The sequence below is a fragment of the Kiloniella laminariae DSM 19542 genome, assembly GCF_000374005.1.
Lineage (GTDB): Bacteria > Pseudomonadota > Alphaproteobacteria > Kiloniellales > Kiloniellaceae > Kiloniella > Kiloniella laminariae.
The window spans coordinates 309156-331057 of record NZ_KB893135.1 but is presented as its reverse complement, the minus strand read 5'-3'; the positions used below and the strand labels follow the sequence as shown (position 1 = coordinate 331057).

At 51.1% G+C, this 21902-nt stretch carries 20 protein-coding genes; 13 read left to right on the top strand and 7 right to left on the bottom strand.

The window, feature by feature from the left end; translation table 11 throughout:
* Positions 1 to 99 precede the first annotated feature (99 nt).
* Positions 100 to 924 (top strand): phytanoyl-CoA dioxygenase family protein, encoded by an 825-nt coding sequence (locus B152_RS0106315; RefSeq protein ID WP_020591555.1) that lies wholly within the window; start codon positions 100 to 102, stop codon positions 922 to 924.
* An 89-nt stretch (positions 925 to 1013) separates the two neighbouring features.
* Here B152_RS0106315 and B152_RS25095 read toward each other — a convergent pair whose 3' ends face one another.
* Positions 1014 to 1601: a TetR/AcrR family transcriptional regulator gene (locus B152_RS25095; protein ID WP_020591554.1), complete on the bottom strand. Its 588-nt coding sequence runs from the start codon at positions 1599 to 1601 to the stop codon at positions 1014 to 1016.
* Between the two features lie 185 nt (positions 1602 to 1786).
* On the opposite strand from B152_RS25095, the gene B152_RS0106305 reads away from it, so the two are divergent.
* From B152_RS0106305 to B152_RS0106295, 3 genes are all read left to right on the top strand, one after another.
* Complete coding sequence (locus tag B152_RS0106305) at positions 1787 to 2326, top strand: carboxymuconolactone decarboxylase family protein (RefSeq protein ID WP_020591553.1); 540 nt, start codon at positions 1787 to 1789, stop codon at positions 2324 to 2326.
* A gap of 291 nt (positions 2327 to 2617) precedes the next feature.
* On the top strand, positions 2618 to 3328 hold the full coding sequence (locus tag B152_RS0106300; RefSeq protein ID WP_020591552.1) for a trimeric intracellular cation channel family protein: 711 nt from the start codon (positions 2618 to 2620) through the stop codon (positions 3326 to 3328).
* A gap of 27 nt (positions 3329 to 3355) precedes the next feature.
* Complete coding sequence (locus B152_RS0106295) at positions 3356 to 3634, top strand: hypothetical protein (protein WP_157230907.1); 279 nt, start codon at positions 3356 to 3358, stop codon at positions 3632 to 3634.
* A 302-nt stretch (positions 3635 to 3936) separates the two neighbouring features.
* Here B152_RS0106295 and B152_RS0106285 read toward each other — a convergent pair whose 3' ends face one another.
* Entirely contained in the window at positions 3937 to 4392 is a 456-nt protein-coding gene (locus B152_RS0106285) for a DUF7684 family protein (protein WP_020591550.1), read from the bottom strand.
* A 425-nt stretch (positions 4393 to 4817) separates the two neighbouring features.
* Here B152_RS0106285 and B152_RS0106280 point away from each other — a divergent pair, with 425 nt between their 5' ends.
* From B152_RS0106280 to B152_RS0106270, 3 genes are all read left to right on the top strand, one after another.
* Positions 4818 to 5105: a sll1863 family stress response protein gene (locus tag B152_RS0106280; protein WP_020591549.1), complete on the top strand. Its 288-nt coding sequence runs from the start codon at positions 4818 to 4820 to the stop codon at positions 5103 to 5105.
* A 194-nt stretch (positions 5106 to 5299) separates the two neighbouring features.
* The gene (locus tag B152_RS22745) at positions 5300 to 5806 is read left to right on the top strand and encodes a sll1863 family stress response protein (RefSeq protein WP_020591548.1); all 507 of its coding nucleotides are present in this window, start codon (positions 5300 to 5302) and stop codon (positions 5804 to 5806) included.
* A 596-nt stretch (positions 5807 to 6402) separates the two neighbouring features.
* Positions 6403 to 8715, top strand: coding sequence for a P-loop ATPase, Sll1717 family (locus tag B152_RS0106270; RefSeq protein ID WP_020591547.1), 2313 nt, complete (start codon positions 6403 to 6405; stop codon positions 8713 to 8715).
* Positions 8716 to 8804: 89 nt separating this feature from the next.
* On the opposite strand, the gene B152_RS0106265 is transcribed toward B152_RS0106270, so the two are convergent.
* Together B152_RS0106265 and B152_RS0106260 are read right to left on the bottom strand one after the other, a co-directional pair.
* The gene (locus tag B152_RS0106265) at positions 8805 to 9539 is read right to left on the bottom strand and encodes a Stf0 family sulfotransferase (protein WP_281168713.1); all 735 of its coding nucleotides are present in this window, start codon (positions 9537 to 9539) and stop codon (positions 8805 to 8807) included.
* Positions 9540 to 9571: 32 nt separating this feature from the next.
* Positions 9572 to 11137 carry a tetratricopeptide repeat protein gene (locus B152_RS0106260; protein ID WP_020591545.1) on the bottom strand — a complete coding sequence of 522 codons (1566 nt, stop codon included), beginning with the start codon at positions 11135 to 11137 and terminating at the stop codon, positions 9572 to 9574.
* 291 nt (positions 11138 to 11428) lie between these two features.
* Here B152_RS0106260 and B152_RS0106255 point away from each other — a divergent pair, with 291 nt between their 5' ends.
* The 5 genes from B152_RS0106255 to B152_RS0106235 all read left to right on the top strand — a co-directional run bounded on the left by B152_RS0106255 (position 11429) and on the right by B152_RS0106235 (position 18328).
* Complete coding sequence (locus B152_RS0106255; RefSeq protein WP_020591544.1) at positions 11429 to 12694, top strand: multicopper oxidase domain-containing protein; 1266 nt, start codon at positions 11429 to 11431, stop codon at positions 12692 to 12694.
* Positions 12691 to 13890, top strand: a complete 1200-nt coding sequence (locus B152_RS0106250; protein ID WP_020591543.1) for a ZIP family metal transporter — start codon at positions 12691 to 12693, stop codon at positions 13888 to 13890. Before B152_RS0106255 ends, B152_RS0106250 begins: the two co-directional genes overlap by 4 nt.
* A 308-nt stretch (positions 13891 to 14198) precedes the next feature.
* Complete coding sequence (locus B152_RS0106245; RefSeq protein WP_020591542.1) at positions 14199 to 15899, top strand: two-component system response regulator; 1701 nt, start codon at positions 14199 to 14201, stop codon at positions 15897 to 15899.
* Positions 15900 to 16034: 135 nt separating this feature from the next.
* Complete coding sequence (locus B152_RS0106240) at positions 16035 to 17813, top strand: CHASE domain-containing protein (RefSeq protein ID WP_020591541.1); 1779 nt, start codon at positions 16035 to 16037, stop codon at positions 17811 to 17813.
* Between the two features lie 68 nt (positions 17814 to 17881).
* Positions 17882 to 18328, top strand: coding sequence for a response regulator (locus B152_RS0106235; RefSeq protein ID WP_033405839.1), 447 nt, complete (start codon positions 17882 to 17884; stop codon positions 18326 to 18328).
* 51 nt (positions 18329 to 18379) lie between these two features.
* Here the strand turns inward: B152_RS0106235 and B152_RS0106230 are convergent, their stop codons facing one another.
* Together B152_RS0106230 and B152_RS0106220 are read right to left on the bottom strand one after the other, a co-directional pair.
* Entirely contained in the window at positions 18380 to 19102 is a 723-nt protein-coding gene (locus B152_RS0106230; RefSeq protein WP_020591539.1) for a VIT1/CCC1 transporter family protein, read from the bottom strand.
* A 137-nt stretch (positions 19103 to 19239) separates the two neighbouring features.
* On the bottom strand, positions 19240 to 20028 hold the full coding sequence (locus B152_RS0106220) for a substrate-binding periplasmic protein (protein WP_083921825.1): 789 nt from the start codon (positions 20026 to 20028) through the stop codon (positions 19240 to 19242).
* A gap of 291 nt (positions 20029 to 20319) precedes the next feature.
* On the opposite strand from B152_RS0106220, the gene B152_RS0106210 reads away from it, so the two are divergent.
* Entirely contained in the window at positions 20320 to 20877 is a 558-nt protein-coding gene (locus B152_RS0106210; protein ID WP_083921824.1) for a PAS domain-containing protein, read from the top strand.
* 32 nt (positions 20878 to 20909) lie between these two features.
* Here the strand turns inward: B152_RS0106210 and B152_RS0106205 are convergent, their stop codons facing one another.
* Positions 20910 to 21671, bottom strand: a complete 762-nt coding sequence (locus B152_RS0106205; RefSeq protein WP_020591534.1) for a CatA-like O-acetyltransferase — start codon at positions 21669 to 21671, stop codon at positions 20910 to 20912.
* Positions 21672 to 21902: the final 231 nt, after the last annotated feature.

Below are 21902 nucleotides of genomic sequence, written 5' to 3'. Positions count from 1 at the left end.
GCTTTTCTCGTAACAGCCTGAGATCACAGAAAAATAGCCTGATTTATCTCGACCTGAAAGCAGGGAGATATTAAGGGGCGAGATCAGGAGTGCGCTTTGATGAACAGGGAAAACCAGGGGTCCGTTAATGAGATGATCACGGACGAAGACGTCGCCGCCTATCAGCGCGACGGGGCCGTCTGCATTCCCGGGCTGTTTAAGGGCTGGGTCGATGATATCATCGCGGCGATTGACCAGAATATGCGCGAACCCGGTCCCTATGCGGCCGATAATCTGAAAGCAGGCGAGCAGGGGCGGTTTTTTGACGACTACTGCAACTGGACCCGTCTGCCCGCACTCGCCCGGATTATTGAAAAATCCCCGATGGCCGAGGCCGCGGCTCGTCTGATGGGATCAAAGCGGGTGCAGCTGTTCCACGATCATGTGCTGGTCAAGGAACCGGGTACGGCCAAGGCAACCCCCTGGCATCAGGACGCGCCCTATTATTTTGTCGAGGGACGCCAGACCCTGAGTTTCTGGATTCCGGTTGATCCGGTGCGCGAGGCCTCGCTGCGGCTGGTCGCCGGGTCGCACCGCTGGGACAAGATGGTCCTGCCGACCCGCTGGCTTAACGAGGACAATTTTTATCCCGATCAGGAAGACTTCCTGCCCGTGCCCGACCCCGATGCAGAGCCGGACAAATACCGGGTGCTGGAATGGCCGATGGCCCCGGGCGATGCGGTGGCTTTTGATTTTCGCACCCTGCACGGCGCACGTGGCAACCTTTCCGGCAGCCGCCGCCGAGCCCTGTCGCTACGTCTGGTCGGCGATGATGCGCGCTATGTCACCCGCCCCGGCCCGACCTCGCCGCCGTTCCCCGGCCACAACATGACCGACGGCCAGACCCTGCGCGAGGACTGGTTCCCGGTGGTGTGGAGCGCATAGAAACGGCTTGTCAACATTAGTTCTATGCGGGTGAACTTTAAAGGAGAAGGCTTTGGGCGCGCTTTTTCCATTGCGCGATTCAGGGGGTATTAATCTGGTTTTTGGGCCTGAAAGGCTGAAAAATACTCCTCAATTTCCTGGGCAATGAAAGGCTTGTCCCGGTTGATCTCAAGATAGCCTCTCCAGCCGAAAAATCTGGTTTGAAACCGTTTGACGTGTTGTTCTGGAGCTTCTTTATCAGAGAGAAATCCCATGGTCTGGGCCTGTGAAAAAATATCGTAAAACCACTTTCCGGTTTTTTCGAAGGGGATATCGCTGATGTGCGCCAGCTCGCTATTGTTAAGCTCGATCCTGGTTTTGCCGATGAAGCAGAGATAACTTGGCGGATTGTCGGCATCCAGCAAGGTCCGGGTCACAAAGTCCTTTAACGCATCCAGTGGATTGTCCTGTGCTGTTTTGCAGGAGACAAGGCAGTCTTCGAGCATTTGCGTGTAACGCTGCAGCGCTTCGGAGAGCAGCGTCTCCTTGTTGGTGAAGCTGCTGTAAAGGCTGCCGGGTTTTAGCGCCGTGACCTGCTGAAGATCCCGGGTTGAGGTCGCCTGATAGCCTTTTTCCCAGAAAAGATTCATCGAGGATTCCAGCACCTTTTCGCGGTCAAATTTCTTTGTGTTTGCCATTGTTTTTCCAAATTTGATCGATCGCTCAAAAAAGAGATTGATTTTTAAAAACAGCCTGCCTATCTCTTTTTTATATTTGAGCAGTCGATCAAATATAAGCGATTTACTGATGATATCTCAAGAGGCATCTCGCGTTTATTGACTTTCGGGGTGCCCTTTACTGAAAACAGACAGGAATAGAAGCCATGAAAAATTTTGAAATTCACGATGAAAAAACCGCACCAGAAGGCAGCCGTCCTCTGCTGGAGCAGTCCATAAAATCATTCGGAATGGTCCCGAACCTGCACGGGGTTCTGGCGGCCTCTCCTTCGGCCCTTGAAGCCTATCAGCTGTTGCACGGCCTGTTCCAGAACTCTTCTTTTGATGCCGATGAACTGACTGTGGTTTGGCAGACGATTAATGTCGAACACAACTGTACCTACTGTGTTCCGGCACACAGCATGATTGCCCACAGCATGAAAGTGGACGCAGGGCTGATTGACGCGCTGAGAAACCGCAAGCCGATGCCAAACAGCAAGCTGCAGGCTTTGCACGATACCACCTTGAAAATCCTGCGGAACCGCGGACATCTTTCTGAAGCAGAAGTTCAGGCGTTCTATGCCGAAGGTTATGGCCCGCAACAGCTGCTGGAAATCATCCTTGGCATGGCACAGAAAGTCATGAGCAACTACACCAACCATCTGGCTGGCACACCCCTGGATGAACCCTTCAAGAAGTTTGCCTGATAGCGGCTGTTGATCTGGACCTTGCGGGGGAGGGAGAATACCTGCTTCGATAGCATCCTCTCCGCGATTTGGTAAAGCATTGCTTTTAGAATAAGCGAAGCAAAAAACCTGCATTTTCGGCGGCAACGGCTGTTCAGGAGTGCAGGTTTTGCTTTTTATCTTAAGGCGCTGGTGACAAATCTGCGCTATAGATCAGGGCACTATTTCTGATGGATCGGCAAACCGGCCTGTTTTGGTGGGGCGGAAGGCTGCTGATAAAAGAACCGGAAACGGGTGAGGGGAGAAGGTGCGATGGAAATCCTGAGCTGGGTGGATTATGCGGGGGTGGCGGTCTTTGCCGCAACCGGCGCTTTGGCAGCGTCGCGCAAGCAGCTGGATTTTATCGCCTTTGTTTTCCTTGCTGCGGCAACCGGGATCGGCGGCGGCACCCTGCGCGATACCATTCTTGGCCTGACCCCGGTGTTCTGGATCCACGAGGAAATCTATCTTTATATCTGTGTGGTGGTGGCAGCGGTGGTGTTCTTTACCGCGCACCGTTTTGAATCGCGCTATCGCCTGTTGCTGTGGCTCGATGCCATCGGCATGGCGATTTTTTGCGTCAAGGGGGCACAGATCGGGCTGGCGGCTACGGGTTCACCGACGGCGGCGATTGTTACCGGCATTCTCTCCTCGACCTTTGGCGGGGTGCTGCGCGATATCCTCTCGGGCGAACAGTCGGTGCTGATGCGCCGGGAAATCTATGTCACCGCCGCGCTCTTTGGCTCAACCGTCTGGGTTTTGGGCGATTATATCGGGAATGTTTTCGGCGATCAGCTTGGTCCCTATCAGTACCTGAGCCAGGAAATCGCCTCGGTCGCGGGTTTTGCCGTCGCACTCTTTATCCGTGGCGGTGCGCTCTACTGGGACTGGAAAATGCCCAACTACAAAAATGCGCCGGGCCGCACAATGGAAGAAGTCGAGGCCCTGATCGAAAAACGCCGCCAGGAAAAGACGGGGGGATAAGTCCCTTTGGGCGATTTGCAGGAGGATATGGATTTGCGGAGGTTCTACAGCAAGGCAAAGCCGAGGGATATCTACTACACGCTGGTCTGGGTGGCGGTGAGTGCTCTGTTGATCTATCTTGTCGAAAGCCCTGTTTTTACTATCACGGCCAGTGCTTTTTTAATTCTGCTTGCCCTCGTTGATCTGATCTTGAGCTGCCGGGGCCTTAAAACCCTGTCGAAATTTCTCTACCAGTCCGTTGGTGTTATATTCGATCTGTTCCCTTTGCTGAGGTGGTTATTGGGCAAGCTCAAGTTCCTGGATTGAGGCAGTATATGGCTGGAGGAAATTGTCGAAGAAATGCAACTTTCAGCACACACAATTTTCGTTAATTCATCTCATAGGCTTTGTAGCCATAAGCCTCAAATTCCGTCACGGTAATTCTGGCTTCCCCACTTAAGAGTGAAAGCCCAGAGGTCATTGAATATTAACCGAAATAGAGCGTTACTCCTTCTTCAGTTTCCTTGTATAAATAACAGCTTGGTTCCAAATTCATACTCTTCGAGACAGCATGGAGGAGTGTTTTGTTTATTTGATTTGTTCGACGTGATTCAAGGCTGTAACGTCATTCAATTATTCCAGCTTTCTATCCGGTTTATAACAGCCGATCTGAGCTTCATATCCTCCTCTCTCTCGCCATCAAGGAAAAGCGCGAAAACCGCCTGAGAGATGACTGTAAAAGAAAACAGAAAATCGGCTGTTTCGTCTTCTGGTTCATTGTCATGCCAGGTGGTCAGGATCTGATAGTCTTTTGGTTCCTCTCCGTAGTAAATTTCAATAATGATATCATCAATATAATCATGAAATGATTCCGAGTGTTTCCCGCTGCACAAAAAATGTTCGCAGCCCTGTTCCATTAAGGTGCTTATCATGGGAGATAAGGCATTAACCTCAGTCAGATCTGCTTCCCAAGCGCTGAACAACACTCTGTTGGGGGTTATATTCGATTTCTCAAAGTCGCGAGTCCAATTCTTCTTGTCTGTAAAAATCCAGATCTCCGATTTTTTGTAACATAGCTTCTCCATAAAAAATTGTTTCCCTTCAGCTTTAATTCAGAATGTCCCTGTCTTTCATGGGATTGTTGCTCAGATCTTCGACCCAATGATTATTCATCTGGGGTAGCGTAAATTATAAAACCATTTTCCGCGCCGATGTCCGAGTGTTTTCAAAAAAATCCTCAGGATTTTCCTTGAAATATATAGGGGAACTCTTACGTGGGGTGTAAGCTGCTTTTCGCAGTGCGGGGCAAAATCCTTGTTGGTCAGGTTTATATCGAGTTCATCTGATGATTGAGCCGACCTTCTGATTTGTCCAGGGATCTTTCCCGGTCTTCCCCTGTGTTGAGGCATTGGGGAGACGGACAGGCAGTTACCCGGCACTTGCTCTCACTATCAGTGGGTGTAAGCAGCTTAAGAAGGCATGTCGTCATAACCATAGAGGAGAAATCTACATGAGTATGAAAGAAGCCTATGAGAAAAAATTCCAGGCCCAGCTGGCGGAATGGAATGCCGAGATTGACAAGTTCAAGGCCAAGGCGGAGGCCGCACAGGGTGATGCGCAGTTGCAATATGAAAAGAAAATTGCCGAACTCAGAGACATGCAGGAAGAAACCGCCGGGAAATTCCGCGCGTTCACAAACGCCAGCGACGATGCCTGGAAGGATATGAAAACGGGTATGGATGCCGCTTGGGATACCTTTGAAAACGCCATGAAATCTGCGGCGTCCCGCTTTAAATAAGGGTTGCGGGCGATCCCGAAAGCTCTTTTGGATTTTGGGCCCTCTGGACTGTGATCCGGATCTGCCCCCAACTGGTGACCGGTCAGGGGATGTAACCCGTTCCGATACAGGGCAAACAGGCTCTGGCAAGGGGCTGCTTGTCCCGCCGCGCCCTGCACCTTGCCAAGATTTGTTAACAGTTTCAGGAGACAAGAATGAAGTTTAATACTCTGGTACCTGTTGCCGGATTTCTCGTGCTGTTTGGTGGTGCTCTACCCGCGCAGGCACAGACTCAAACCCAACCCCAAACACCTGAACAGACAGCTGAACAGGCCGTCGCAGGTGAGGGTACGTTGGAAGAGGTCCAGCAGGACGCGGCAGAGTTGATGGAATCAATCAAGGGCTATAGCGCCGAACAGCGCGACGAGGCTCTGGCCGAGGCCAAAGCTGGTCTTGAAAGTCTGGACCAGCAGATTGACAGGCTGGAAAACCGGATCGATGAAAACTGGGACGAGATGGATCAGGCAGCACGGGAACAGACCCGTGAAAGCCTCCGCGCCCTGCGCAAACAGCGTACAGAACTGGCCCAGTGGTACGGCGAATGGAAAAACAGCTCTGCCGATGCCTGGGACGAGGTCAAAAAAGGCTTCTCTGACGCCTATCAATCCCTCAGCGACGCCTGGGGTGACGCGGTAACGGAATTCGACGAAACAACAGAATAATCCCGGACGCGTTGCTTTGCCGCCATTGTTACAGAGGGCAACAGCGGGGTTTTCCGATAGAAACGCTATCTGACAACGGGCCAGCAGGATGATTTCCTGTCTGGTCTGTTCCCGTTCACGTTTATGCACGAAAAATGCAGGCAGGCAAAAGCGGAAGGATGGGGGACGTGACCTGGGTTTGGCAAGAGTCTTAGTGTGAAAGTTAAGGAATGTTATTGTGCTCGTGCGTGATACTTTTTACCGTAAGATTAATCAGGCTATTATCTTTAAATTCGCTATGGATTATTGAAATGAATTATATCTGTAGGGGATTAAAAATTAGGATTTCGAATCTTGGAGGCGAAAATGATACTTGCGAGGTAATGCTTGCAGGAGAAGAGAGCCTCTTTGTTTAGTGTGAATATCTTAAATATGAAGAGGCTCTTTCTATCTGCTGTTGGTTGCAGGTGTGTATGTGCTGAAATATTATGAAATGGTAATTTTCCTCAAAACATTCATTCGCGACTTCTTCTTCTTGTATAGCGATAATGTTAAGAGCTAATATCCATCATAGATAGTTGATTGATTGATCAGTTTTATGTGATTTGGATATTCAAATGCCATTAATAAACGCATTTTTTGCCTATGCTTCAACGCATAATGAGGTAGGTAGCGCAATTCGCGGTGCACAAAGTTTGGTGGCCCAGCAACGTAAGGATTTATCCATTCATACGTGGGTTGAAAACGATATCTCAGGCAGAGCTTTAATCGACCCAATATTTAAAACAATTAATAATTCTGAGATCTTAATCGCTGATATTACGACGATGAACTTCAATGTCACTTTTGAGATTGGTTACGCTATAGGGTTGGGAAAAAGAGTATATTTAGTTCGAAATGCTAATTTTAAAGGCTGCATTGAAAAGGCTAATAAAATTGGGATTTTTGATACCTTGGGTTTCGTTGAGTATTCTGACCAAGAAGAATTAGCTGATATACTTCTTAGGTTGGATAATTCAAATCCTATAATGATTAATAAGAATTCAAAGCAAAATACTGCTGTATACTTGTTGCAAACGCCTACCTCTGGCCAAGCTATGTTGTCCATAACGGCTAGTATAAAGAAGGCAAGGTTAAAATTTAAGAGCTTCATTCCTGTAGAAGAAGTCCGATTAGCAGCAACAAAAGCTATTGATGAAGTAGCTAATTCTTTAGGGGTTGTTATTCCTTTGTTATCGGAAAGTTTTGCCGACTATGATATTCATAATATTCGTGCAGCTTTCGTAGCTGGTCTTGGGATATCTTTAGAGAAGGTTACACTGGTTTTACAGTCAGATGAAGGGCCAGCGCCTCTTGATGTTAGAGATTTCGTTAAGACGTTTCGTAGTCGAGATGAGATTGCGGATCATATAACAGAATTGGCATTGGAAGTGACTGAAAGACTTCAACTTCAAACGCCAATCAAACTTCCAAAAGGTAATTTTTTATCTAATTTGTCTATTGGTGACCCTATTGCTGAGAATGAATTTCAGACGCTAGCAAATTATTTTTTACGGACTGATCAATTCGGACGCGCTTCCCGGGGAGAAGTTAATCTTGTTGTTGGTCGGAAAGGGGCGGGTAAAACAGCTCTTTTTTCACAACTGCGCGACGAAAAAAGAGCACAGATCCAGAATATTGTCGTTGATTTAAAACCCGAGGGATATCAGCTTATCCGGTTGAAAGAGGATGTACTTGATTTCCTTGCTGAAGGAGCCAAAACGCATCTTATCACGGCGTTCTTTGAGTACATTCTTTATCTTGAAATATGCTATAAGCTATTAGAAAAGGATAAGGAGCGTCACGTTCGTGATCAAAACCTATATGAGCCATATCGTCGTATGCAGGAAGTATATGAGAGTGGTGATGCCGGAGAAGGTGATTTTTCTGAGCGCCTTTTATCATTGTCTCAAGATTTAGCTGCAGAGTTCCAGAAAAAATTTAGTAAAAATTCTGATCAAAGATTAACTTCGACTGAAGTGACAGAGCTAATCCATAAACATAATATTCGTGATGTGCGAGAAGTGCTGTCTAATTATCTTAAATTTAAAAAATCTGTCTGGGTTCTTTTTGATAACTTGGATAAAGGGTGGTCAATGCATGGTATCTCTTCTAGTGATGTTTTAATATTAAGATGCTTGATTGATGCTGCTCGAAAAATTCAACGGCAAATGCAATCTAATGACCACGATTTCCATTGTGTCGTATTTGTTAGAAATGATGTATATCAGCTTTTAGTCGAGGTTTCTGCCGACTATGGTAAAGAGAGCCGTGCCGTTCTTGATTGGACTGAGCCAGATCTCTTGAGAGAAATGCTACGTCGACGACTTGTTCAAGGTCAGTTATCTGAGGGTACCGAGTTTGAGCTTGTTTGGCCCCAAATTTGTATTTCTCATTATAAAGGAGAGGAAAGTTCACAATATTTAATTGAGCGATCTTTGATGAGACCACGTAATCTCTTGAAAATAATTGGCCATTGTCGCAGTTTTGCTGTGAATTTGGGCCATGAACGGATTAGTGAAGATGATTTGGAAAAGGGGCTGAGAGCATTTTCTTTGGATTTGATTACGGAGGCAGATCAAGAGCTTACCGACATCGTTGGTGCTGAAACATCTTTGATTTATTATTTTATTGGTGAAGGAAATACGTTTACGGAAGAGAGCCTGAGAAACATAATTAGTAGTGCTGATGTTCCAAATGATAGAGTCGAGAAGATTATACAGTTTTTACTATACTATGGATTTATTGGGATAAAGTTTGATGCAAATCCTGCAAAATTCATTTTTGATGTCGGGTATGACATGCGATTAATAAAAGTATTGTCAGATAAAAATAGAAACACTTTGGAGTATATTCTTAATCCTGCTTTTTACCCAGCGTTAAATTATTAAACAAAATGCAGGCAGGCAAAAGCGGAAGGATGGGCCACAGCCCCATTCGGCGTCGCCCCCGCTGTTGCGGTCTCTGGCTTGCGACAGTGTTATCCTTTGTTCTCGCCCCGGAACCGTTCGGCCCAAGAGCGGTTGATTTCATCGGACAGTCGGGCTGTTGGCGGGGTAATATCTTTGGCAATTGAGCTGTCCTGACCGAGTTCTTCGAGTATTCCCGAAAGAATTGCCGATGGATCGCGGGAAAGTTCATCGTAGGTAATTCGCATGGGGGTAATACCCTCACGGTCAAACCAGGATTTCCAATTCTCGTCAGCCAGCGTCATGTCGGTGATATGACGGGCGATTGATACTGCATCATAGCTAAGCTCCTGAGGTGCAGAAAGGCGTTCCAGTTCTGTCCCGTCTGCTGCTCTGTGCCAGAGGCCGGACTGCTCTGCCCTGAGGCGGGAAATAGCCTGTTCAAGTTTGTTTGGGCGTGTCAGATGGATGAATAGAGTGTGTCCGAAAGCGGTGTGAAGGCGCTCTGCATCCGTCGAAAGACCTGGATGCAAACAATCGAGTTTTTGCATCAAGAAGTCGAAGCTGTGTCGTTGGAGGCGCAATCCGAATATGTCGCTGCTGCCAGTTCCATAAGCATGCGCGGCAGCAAAAACAGCGGTCAGTTGTTCTTTCTCGCTGGGATACTGGTCATCCTGCAATCCGAAATCTTCCATCCATGCCGAAACCGATGGTTCGTGGAAATGGGAGTCCGGCACACCGGATTTTCCTGTCGCGGCCAAAAGTCGGCACAAAAGAGTGCTGCCACTCCTGGGGCTTGTGCAGATAATATAGGATTGATATTGGGTCAGAACTCTTTCTAGCCCCCCAGTTTTTTCAGGATGGATTCAACTTCCATGAGGTTACCACTCAGATCATCGGCCCAGTCGCTGTTCATCAGGGCCAGCATGAGCGTCTGGCTTTGTTCCAACTGGGCTCGAGCGGCGGTTTTCTGATCCTGTTTCAGCAGGATCATGCTGCTGTAATAGGTGGCAAAGGCGATGTAGGCCCGGTGGGCGGGTTCTTCCGGTTCGTTTTGAACAAGGGGATCGGCGACGTTGACGACGGATTGGAAGTGGGCCAGAGCGGCGGTTGTGTCGCCCAGGGCCTGCTGTTCTTCGCCAAGGTTCAGATGCACGGTATAGATTGCCGCGGACCAGAGGCGATTTTCCGGCGCCATTTCGTGGAGTTCCAACAGAGCAGCCATGGCTGCCTCAAAGTGGCTCAGGGCCGTCTGGTGATCGGTCTGATCTGCCCTGATGTTGCCGATCCGGTGGTGCAGGGCAAAAAGCTGGTGCAGGCTGTTTTCACGGCTTGCGTAGTCGCCAACCCGGCTGCTGCCCAGATCGCTGGTATAGTAATCAATGGCAGCCTGAAAGTTGAGAACAGCTGCTTCCGGATCGTCCAGATCCCGCTGAAGATCCCCGGTCATGGTATGGAGGAGAGGCTGGTTCGTCATCATCAGGGATTCGAGCTGGGGCGAACGCGCGATCATGATCCGGGTCGTGTCCAAGGACTTCTGATATTCGGCGATTGCGGCTTCCTTGTTTTCCTGCTGTTCGTAGAGGTGGCCGATTGTTGCGTGAAGTTTGTATTGGGAAAAAAGCAGGCGGGGATCTTCCGGGAATTTTGCAACTAGATCGCTGGCAGCTTTTAGCGCGGCCTGATAGCTGAGCAAAGCAGCAGATAGATCGCCTTTGCTTTCCAGGACTTCCCCGGTCTTGTTATGCAGGGCGCTGAGGGCGAAATGATTGCCGAGCTTGTCCGGTGCCTGTGCGAGGATCATCTCGGCGATCTCTATTGCGGGACGGTACTGTTCCAGGGCTTTGTCGAACTGGCTTGTCGCCTGATAGACCTCTCCCTTGCTGTGCAGGTTATCGCGCTGGCCGACCTGCCATTTATGAGAGTCAGGGGTCTTGGTGAGAGCCTGCTGGACTATGTCCTGTTCGGTGGCGAGAGAGGCCAGAGCCTCGGCGAAATTCCCTCGCCTGTGCTCCAGATCCCCGATTAGGGAATAGACCCGGGCAAGATCCTGTTGCCATGTGTCGTTATCGGGATTTTTCCGGCTTAAAAGTTCAGCAAAGACCAATGCCTTCTGCAGTTCTTCAAAAGCCTGATCCAGTTGGCCGCGGTCCCTGTTTTCCAGCGCCTGGCGGGTATAGTCCCTAGCCCGCCGGGCTCCTTCGGTATCAAGGCGGGTCGGGGGACAGTCAGAAAGGGCATAGGGGGCTCCAAGACTGTCAGCGACATTGCAAACCAGCGCAAGCCCCTGGTTACCCGGAACAAAGTTCCAGACCAGCAAGGCGCTAGAGACAAGGCCCGCAGCGATCAGTTTGCCCCAATGTCGGGTGATGCCGCTTGGTCCGGTCTGTTCTGATTTTGTCATGCCTTCTGCCCCCGCTTGAAAAGTACAACCTGATTATTTTTCGGCCTTTGCGTGTATGCTGTGACGCTATCACCCGCAAAAGAAAGAGAGCAAGGGCAAAATAAAGGTGGCTTCTGAATAGAGCCAACCTGAATGCTGCGAGGGAAACACCGGACGGATTTCCCGCCCCGAAATACCTGAATGTCCTGCTCGGGATTATTGACAGATCCGGCGAAGAGGCGTACCAATTACTTATATCTGTAGCTATGGCTACATTTCTCAGGTTATGCATTATTGCGGGTGTGGTGTTCGATGACGTTTTTTAAATCCCTGACGGCGAAACTGAGGGCAAAAATGCCCCCGGTTAAACTGCCCCAGCTTCACCTGACCCGGCTTAAACCGACCAAGGTCAATCCGGGGCAACTTAATCCGACGCGGCGGCGATTGCTCGGCGGCAGCCTGCTGGCGGGCGGGGCCTCGTTGCTGGCGCTGGCGGGATCGGGAAGCCGGGCGCAGGCGCAAAACCATGACAATCATCAGGCCGGGTATGCGGCGGATACGCCTGGGACCAGTCCGGCGGCCAACCCGGCTGGGCTTGATCACAGCAAGATGCGCCTGAAACACGGGGCCATGACCACCGTGGGCGAGGTTGATCATGCCCGCAACGGCTTTCACCCGGTGGAGATGCTGACCGACTGGGATCGCGGTGTTGTGTCCAGGTTGCCGGATGGCCGGACCCTGCGCGAGTTTGAGGTCACGGCCGAGGAAAAGGAAATCGAGATCGCGCCGGGGATTTTCTTTCCGGCCTGGACCTATAACGGGCGCGTGCCGGGGCCAACCCTGCGCGTGACCGAAGGCGATCTGGTGCGCATTCGTTTTATCAATAACACCAGCATGCCGCACACCATGCATTTTCACGGCATTCATTCCGCGCGGATGGACGGGGTGCCGGGGGCGGGTGAACCCATGCCGGGGGAAGAGTTTACCTATGAATTTGAAGCCAAGCCTTTTGGCTGTCATCTCTATCACTGCCATTCCTTTCCGCTGAAACGCCACATGCAAAAGGGGCTCTATGGTGCCTTTATTGTTGATCCGGACCCGGAGAAGCAGCGGGACAATCCGGAGAACTATGCAGTGGCCCGCTCGCGGCTGCTCGGGACGCCGGAAAATGATCACTGGCAGGAATTCATCATGGTCATGAACGGCTTTGATACCAATTTCGATGAAGAAAACGAGATCTACGCGGTCAATTCCATCGCCCATGCCTATAGCAACGATCCAATCCGCGTCGACAAGACCCGTCCGATCCGGGTCTATCTGGTCAATGTGACCGAGTTTGATCCGATTAACTCGTTCCACCTGCATGGCAATTTCTTTGATTATTATGACCACGGCACCACGCTGAGCCCGACGCACAGGATTATTGATACAGTGATGCAGTGCCAGGCGCAGCGCGGTATTGTCGAGATCTCCTTTGCCGAACACGAAGATGGTCACTACATGTTCCACGCCCATCAGGCCGAGTTTGCCGAACTGGGCTGGATGAGCCACTTTCAGGTCGAGGGAGAAGGCGCATGAGTGATTATGAAAACCAGGAATCTCAGCCTCTTGTCTCGTCCCCTCTGCGCAATCTCTTCTGGCTTTTGTTGCCGCTGATCGGGCTTGGCCTGTTGCTGGCGCTGCTGTTTCGGGCCGATCCGCTGGCGCTTTTGTCCGATATGGCACCACCGCTGGAAGAGCTGACGGTTGAGCGGGCGATTCTGGACGAGGACGGCATCACACTGTGGGTGCGGGCCGATGGCTCCGAGCCGCTGACCATTGCCCAGGTCCAGGTTGACGGCGCTTACTGGAAGTTCACCCAGACCCCGGCGGGCCCGGTTGCGCGACTGGACAAGGTGCGGCTGGATCTGCCCTATCCCTGGGTGCTGGGCGAGGCCCACTTTATCACCCTGCTGACCAGCAGCGGCACCACCTTTGACCATGAAATTGCCGTGGCCTTGCCAAGCCCGAAAGCCTCGGGCCAGCAGTTCCTGGGGCTGGCGGTGATCGGGATCTTTATCGGGCTGGTGCCGGTGGCGCTGGGCATGCTCTGTTATCCGGCGCTGCGCCGGGCGGGCAGCGGCAGTGTGCAGTTTCTGCTGGCCTTGACTGTTGGGCTGCTGGTTTTTCTTTTGATCGATACGCTGGCAGAGGCACTGGAACTGGCGGAGCAGGCCGCTGCGGCCTTTAGCACGTCCACTCTGGTCTGGGTTGCGGCCATTGCCGCTTTCCTGGCGTTGTTGATGATCGGAAGGCGCGGCGGGTCAAGCCCTTCGGGGACAGGGCTGGCGAGTTATCTGTCGCTGGGCATTGGCCTGCACAATCTGGGCGAAGGTCTGGCGGTCGGGGCGGCCTTTGCTGTGGGCGAAACCGCACTTGGAACCTTCCTGCTGGTCGGTTTTGTGCTGCACAATATCACCGAAGGCATCGGCATCGTTGCTCCACTGGTGAACAAGCGCCCAGCCTTGTGGGTTTTTGCTGCGCTGGCGTTTGTCGCGGGTTTCCCAGCGGTCATTGGTGTGTGGATCGGGGCTTTTGCCTTTGCCCCGCAATGGGCCGCCCTGTTCCTCGGCATTGGCGCAGGCGCAATCGCTCAGGTAATCCTCGAAGTCTCGGCCTATCTGATCCGACGTTCCAAAGAAACCGGTGGTTCGTGGCTCTCGCTTTCGACTTTTGCCGGGTTTATCGCCGGACTGGTGGTGATGTACGGCACGGCACTGCTGGTGACAGCCTGAGGAAGTAACTTTTTAAGAGATTTGGCGAAGTCATAAAAACGGCGACCTTTCTGTACTGGTGGGGTCGCCGTTTTTGTTTGGGTCCACTTGCCCCGGGATCAGGCACTTGGATGCTTGTGCCATAACAAAATGCAGGGGCAGATTTTTCTGCCAAACAGCAGATTAATCTGCTGGAGAGACACAAAGTGCTAATGAATTTTTAACCATTCTTTCAATAATATAAAAACTAACCTATGGTTGTGGTTACGTTGTGATAATTAATGGCGTATGTTCTGTGCATCTTTTGCGCAAAAAAAGGATAGCGGGCCTTGAATTTACTGCTTATTGATGACGATATGGTCGATCGAGCGAACACCGTCCGTACTTTGAACCGCTCTGGTTATGCGTTGAATATCACCGAGGCAGAGACGGCAGAAGACGGGCTCGGACAATATAAAAAAGCAACCTATGATATTGTACTTCTGGATTATCAGCTGCCGACAATGACCGGGTTGGAACTGCTGAAGCTGTTCAATTCTGATTCTCATGAATGCAATGCCGTTGTCATGATCAGCAACCATGACGACGAAGATCTGGCGATCTCCTGCATTGAGAATGGTGCCCAGGATTTTATCCCCAAGAGTGAGCTGTCTTCTTCCCGGCTGATCCGGGCGATCATGCATGCGAAGGAACGCTACAAGATTGACCAGCAGCTGCGCCGCAGCCATGAACAGTTGAAGGTCATGGCAGAAAGGGATGCGCTTACCGGTCTGTCAAACCGCTATGTATTCGAAGAAGAAATGACCACTGCTATCCCCCGGGCAGAGCGACAGGGTGTGCGCCTGGCTTTGCTGATGCTGGATCTGGACTGTTTTAAAGTCGTCAACGATACTCTGGGGCATGCCGCAGGGGATCGTTTGCTGGTTGAGGTGGCAAAGAGGTTGAGCGCTCAGGTTCGCGGCGGAGATCTGCTCTGTCGTCTTGGCGGGGACGAATTTGCCATCCTGGTGCATAATCTGGCTGATCCGATCATGATGCGGCTTTTTTCCCAGCGAATTTTTGCCGCCTTTTCGACCCCCTTTATTCTGGAAGAGATCGAGTTCACCATTTCTGCCAGTATTGGCATTGCGGTCTACCCTGACTGTGCCCAGGATGCCATGCAGCTGATGAAGTGTGCCGATGTGGCGATGTATCGCTCGAAAGAAAAGGGACGGGGCAGGGCAAGCTATTATTCCCAAGCCCTGCACGAAGAAGTTTCCCGGCGCATAGAACTTGAGCGTGAACTGCGCCGTGCAACGGTTGAAAACGAATTTGTGCTCTATTATCAGCCCCAGGTTGATTGTATGTCAGAAAGTCTGGTCGGCGCTGAAGCCCTGATCCGGTGGCAGCATCCGGAGAAGGGCTTGATCAGCCCGGTAGAGTTTATCCCGATTGCCGAAGAAATTGGCCTGATCCCCAAAATCGGCGACTGGGTACTGGAGACGGCCTGTGCCCAGTTACAGCGCTGGCACAAAAATAAAGCAGGATATGGCGAGAGTTTCTCTATCTCGGTCAATATCTCGGCGCTGGAGCTGAACCAGCAGGGTTTTTTCGCGAAGGTCGAGAAGGTTATCGAGCAGTATGACATCGCACCCCAATTGCTTGAGCTGGAGGTCACAGAGAGCACGCTGATCAATTCCACGGCCGAAACGGCCCAGATCCTCAAAGACCTTTCCGACTATGGCATCACGCTGTCGCTGGATGATTTTGGCACCGGTTATTCTTCCCTGTCTCAATTGCAGACCTATCCATTCGAGGTCCTGAAGGTTGATCGCTCTTTTGTCCAGTCAATTGAGGATAATGACGAGGGTGCCCAATTTCTGGAGGCAATTAATGCTCTGGCCAAGGTTCTGGGAATCAAGACGGTGGTTGAAGGGGTGGAGAGGGAGACGCAGAAAGGATGGTGTCAGAAGCTCGGGTTTGACCGGATGCAGGGCTATTACTTTGCCAAACCACTGCCTGCTGCCCAGTTCGAAAAACAGTTCTTGTGACAGCTTTTGTGTAAACCCCAAAGATTAAACCCAGAGATTAAACCCAGAGATAAAGGCGAGATTAAACCCGGAGAAATAAAACAGGATTGAAAAGCAGGCGGGGAAGTTGTGATGACAGTATCAGGGGAATTTTAGATGGATGGGCTTAATGAAGCCCGCCTGTTCCACCGGGAACAGCGGAGCAAGTATCTTCGTGGTACACGACTGCACTGGGCGCACTGGTGTGTGGTTTTTCTCTCGATCATATTGACCATCAGTGCCTGGTACATTTCTGACCAGCAGGTTCATCAGCGAAGTCAGGAGAAATTTACCCGTGAGTCCGGCCAGGTGATCGAGTTTGTCAGGGAACGCATGGCTCTTTACGAGAACGCCCTTTGGGGAGGGGTGGCTTTTATGGACGCCAATGACGGGAATGTTACTTATGATGACTGGTTTTCCTATGCCAGCAGTCTACGGATCGAGAAGGTCTTTCCTGGTATTAACGGGCTTGGAGTGATCTATAATCTGGAAGCCTCGGAGCTGGAAGCCTTTCTGGAGCAGCAGCGGGAGGCACAGCCAAACTTTGCACTGCATCCGCAGCATTCCCAACCGGAATACTGGCCCATCACCTATATCGAGCCTGAAGGTCCAAACAAAAGAGCAGTGGGACTGGATGTGGCTTTTGAAGCCAGCCGTTATAGCGCGATAAACAAGGCACGGGATAGCGGGAAGGCTCAGATCACAGCGCCGATTGCCCTGGTCCAGGACGCGATGGATACACCGGGTTTTCTGTTCTACACCCCTTTTTACCGTAACGGAGCCAAGCCTGGCAGCCTTTCGGAACGGCACCGTGAAATCGTTGGGGTGACCTATGCTCCCTTTACCATGTACAGATTGATGGAGGGGATACTGGATCGCCGGAAACGGCAGGTTCTGGTCAAAATAGCTGACCAGGACCAACCGCTTTTTGATGACATCGTCAACGCCCGGGAAGAGGAGATCAATCAGGATCCGGATCCGATGTTTCAGCACAGGGCTGAGGTGGAAATCTATGGCCGGAGCTGGACATTCGACATCGAAACAGACCTGTCCTTTCGGGAAAGTGTTGCCAACAGCCAACCCGTCTTCATCCTGATCGGCGGGCTGGTTATTGACGGTCTTCTGTTCGGGTTTTTCGTTTATCTCACACAGGGAAATCGTCGGGCTCTTTCCTATGCCGAAGAGTTGACGGTCGCTCTGGACAGCCTCAAGGAACAGTCAGTGCGGCTGGAGAAATCCAATGCTGATCTTGAACAGTTTACCTATGTTGCCTCCCATGATCTCAAGGCCCCCCTGAATTCGATCAAACAGATTGTCGGGTGGCTGGAGGAAGATTGTCAGGAAGTTTTGCCCGAAGAATCAAAAAAACATCTGGAGCTGTTGCATACCCGCTGTACCAGAATGATGAAACTTCTGACCGACCTTCTGGAATACGCGCGGGTGGATCGCCGGGAATACAGCGATGAACCGATCATTCTCAAGGATCTGACAAGGGATATCTTGTTTTTACTCGGGGTCGAAGACAGGTTTACCTGTGAAGTGCCGGAAGATCCGATCCTGATCCCGCGCTCGGTTTTTGACGTGGTGCTGCGCAACCTGATTTCCAATGCCATCAAACACCATCATGATGACCATGGGAAAATCGTTATTCGCAGCGAAATTGGTGAAAACGGGCGCTTTTTCTATGTTGAGGATGACGGGCCGGGTATCCCGGATGACCTGCATGCAAAAGCACTGGAAATGTTCCAGACGCTCAAGCCGCGCGACCAGGTTGAAGGCAGCGGCATGGGCCTGGCGCTGGTGAAGAAGTTACTTGAATATCACGGCGGATATCTGTCGCTTGAAACCGGGCGCAAAGCCGGGACCTGCATTGTAATTTTCTGGCCACGCATATAGCAGGAGGGCGAAAAATGGACGTGGGAAATAAATTTTCAATAGCTGCTAACAGAACGACAGGCTTTTCGATGAATAAAATTACGAAAGAAGTTAGCCTTTTGCTGGTTGAAGATGATGATGTCGATGCCACTTCGGTTGAGCGCAGCTTTTTAAAACAGCGTATTGGCAATTCTGTACTGCGTGCTCACGACGGGCGTGAAGCTTATGAAATGCTGCGTGAGAAGCGGATTACGAAGCCCTATATCATTCTTCTTGATTTACAGATGCCGCGCATGAACGGGTTGGAATTTCTGTCGGCAATCAGAAAGGATCCGGAGCTTACGGATTCCATAGTTTTTGTCCTGACGACCTCAAAGGCTGATGAAGATCTGGTCGCAAGTTATAACCATCAGGTGGCAGGATATTTTGTGAAGCAGGAAGCGGGGAAAAACTTTATTGATGTGGTGACAATGCTCGACAGTTACTGGAAAATTGTCCATTTCCCTGAATTTGTTGAGGAAAACAGTTCCAGTTGAGCCAGAGGGTGTTCTGTTTAAGTTGTACCTTTTACTCTTCTATACCGTGACTTATCCCACCACCCCGCGCAGCAGATAACCAACGCCATAGGAGACTGCGGCAGCCAGACCGCCAATCAGGAGGGTTTCACTTCCAGAGCGCCACCAGGGGGCGAGGGACCAGCGGCTTTTGACCATGCCGGTGAGGAAAAAGGCAGCAGCCGTCAGAAGCGTCGAGATAACAAAGGCGTCTCCAAGCCCGAGGATAAAGGGCAACAGCGGGATCGCGCCGCAGAGGAAAAAGGCGCTGAAGGTCACAAGGGCCGAACGCAGGGGATTACGCGATACCGGAGAAATGCCGTATTCTTCGGCCAGCATGGTGTTGATCCAGAGTTCCTCGTTCGAGGTGATTGCATCCGTGGCTTCTTCCAGTGTGTGGCCGCGCAGGCCTTTGGCTATGAGAATTTGGCGGATTTCCTCCCGCTCGCCTTCCGGCACCTGACGGATATGTTTGCGTTCGATCTCGCGCAATCTTTCGGCATCATCCAGTTCCGATTTGGTTGCGCTGTAGTTTCCCGCGGCCATGGAAAAACCGTCGGCCAGAAGGTTGGCAACACCGAGGATCAGGATCACCCGCAAGGAGAGCTGGGCACCGACCACCCCCGAGACCACGGCAAAGGTGGTGACGGCCCCGTCTATGCTGCCGTAAACCCAGTCGCGCAGGTAGTTTACCGACGTTTCCTCGGCCAGTCTGGCGCGGATGGCGGTTTGGGAGTGGTCGTGTTCCAGTTTCATGGTGCCCTCTCGTACCTGTCTGTCCTAAGACTTTAGGAGTGGCGATTGATCAACAAAAGCAGCAAGTTGTCACAGGGGGGAATCAGGCAGGGAGCAGCCGGCGAACAGACAGGAAACAAGCCGGGAACGGGCAAGGGTTAATTGAAATAGGCGTACTTTGCTTCGAGCTTTTCTATAAAGCCTTCGTTGTGAAGTTCAAGGATGATCCGGTTTATATCTTCAAGCAAGGCATGGCAGGGTGAGGCCCTGCTGATCATGAAATACACATCGTTCGAAGCAACATTCCAGGGCAAGGGGATGACTGTTTTTGTATTCCCGGTTTCAAAAACATCGGCAATGCCGTCATAGCGGGCCAGAACGACATAGTCAGCCCTGCCAGCAGCCAGCATTTCGATCAGGTTTTCGCCAGAAACTTCGAGTATGCTCAGATGTCGGGCGGCGTATTGATCAAAGTCTTTTCCATAGGAACCTCCCATCGGACGCAGACCTTTGTAACCAACCAGATCATTGAGCTCTCTATAGGACTGCTCATCTCCCTTTCTGACAAAAATCGTCACCTCATCCGTCGTAACAGGTTCGGTATAGCTGTAGATCTGAGCGCGTTCCGGGGTCCAGTAAGCGCCGAGCAGCATGTCGAGTTCGCCTTTTTCCAGCTGTGAAAGTACCCGGTTCCAGGGAAGCTTGCGGTCAACATGCAAGGGGACATCCAGGCGTCGGGAGACTTCCCGGGCGATATCCGGGGCCAGCCCCTGTAAATCTCTGGAACTTTCTGTCCGCATGATAACTGGATACCAGTCTGTGGTTCCGTTTATGTGGATCGTCGGGCAGTTTGCCGGGGCGCTGTAAACAGGAGAAGGCACGGCCCAGAACAGAAAGGCTGAGGATAACATGCCGAAGATAAAGGCTAAGTAGACTTTAGCTATCATGATCACCCGAATGTGCAATCGTGGCTGTTCAAAGTTCAATTGTAATACAGGAGGAGTATTTTTAAAAGTCAGGTTGTGGGAATTCAATGACTTTATCGTGATGGGGGTGGTTTTAAAATGGGTTGTGGTCTGTCGGTTGAATATAGCAGAGGCAAAAATCAACAGCTGTTTACAAAGAGGTTGAGGGTATGACAGTATTTTTCTTGCCCTTCAGTCGCTTAACTGCAGACCAGCAGTGTTGGTGAACAAGAGGGACAGATGCAGATCCGGCTTTGAGAGAGTGATGTAGGCTTGGTTGACTTTAAACACCCCAGAAGCGCCCAGTTCTTCCAGTTCTGGCGAACAATCCCCCGGGAAGGTCTGGTGCCGTACCGTCAGGATTATCATCCGGAAAAAGCTGCGGCACTACTGCCAACGATGATGATGTATGAGCTGATTTCAGCCGATCATATCAAAATCCGCCTGATGGGAACAGGGATCACCCAGGATTTTGGCAAGGAGCGAGAAGGCAAAAATTTTCTCGACTTTATCGAACCGCAGCGCCGGGAAAAGGTATCGCAGGCCCTGTGGGAAATTGCCCGGGTTCCCTGTGGCATGCGGGTCGTGGCTGAACACCTGTTGCAAAGCGGTCTGACCGTCAAGCTGGAATCTGTCGGCTTGCCTCTGCTTAACCGGGAGGGCAGGATCAGCTGGATCCTGTTCCAGCGCAATATTCTGGGGGAAGAACGTGGTCTGCCGGAACAGCCCTCGGACCGGGAATTCGATCCGCGTACCTACGTCCGGCTTTTCCTGCGGGATTATATCGACCTTGGTGCTGGCGTGTCAGCGTTTTGCGAGGAAAATCTCTGAGAACCAGCCCTGAAAAGGTAAATCCCTGAAAATCAGCGCAAACAATCGAATGGGAAAACCCTGATTTCCCGTTCGAGTTTCTGAAAGAAACGGGCGATATGAAGGCCGTCCACAAGGGCGTGGTGGGCGGTGATGTTGACCGGCATCTGCCAGGACTGCTGTGCAGGCTGAACAGGGAGACTGTTCAGGGGCGTGTTCTCCCGGGCCATATTATCATGAACCGTTTTTTCACGGGAAGTGATTTTCCCCCAGGCGATACGGGGGATACAATCATCCGGCCCGGAAAGCGGGTGCTGCAGAGCAGTGAAGTCAAGCCAGGGCAGGCAGCTGCCATAGATCCAGTCATCCCGGTGGCTGGTGTTGTCTTTCAGCTCCGGCTGGGTCTTGGCCCTTGAGACGGCGAGCTGACAGCGCTGGTTGAACAGGCCCCAGTCCGGACTGTATTCAACTTCGCAAAAAGCAAAGCCGTCATCTTCGATCGGGACAGTGACCGAAGGGTTGATGACGGCATGTTCGATAATTTCCTCACCATTTTTCCCACTGATTTCCCTGTTGATTTCCCTGTTGATTTCCCCGCTGCGAAAACGGCTGCGCAGTTCCGGCACTGCATTCACTGCCTTCATCAGGCAAAAGAGCAGGGCATTAAAAGGGGAAACCCCATGCGACTGACGTGCCTGCATAACAGGGGTAACGTCAACTTTGGCGGTAATGCTGACATGCGGATTGGAAAAGCCTCTGAACAGATTGTACTGGCTGCGCCGGGACCAGCTGTTCAGGTCGATCTTTTTCTCCACTGCTTTTCTCCTGCCCGTTTCTGTCATGCCGGTTAAGATAGAGCATGAGGTTTATGGATAAGCTTTATCGTATTTTTTGTCTTGAGAGCAGATGATGTCAATTGTTGAAGGGATCTCTTCAACAAGATGGTTTCCGGACGAGACCATAAGCGGCTTAAAGCAGACCATTGCATCTTCTGCGTTTCTGCTACAGCGTTACTTGCAGATTTTATCTGGGGCGTTCTTGGGGGT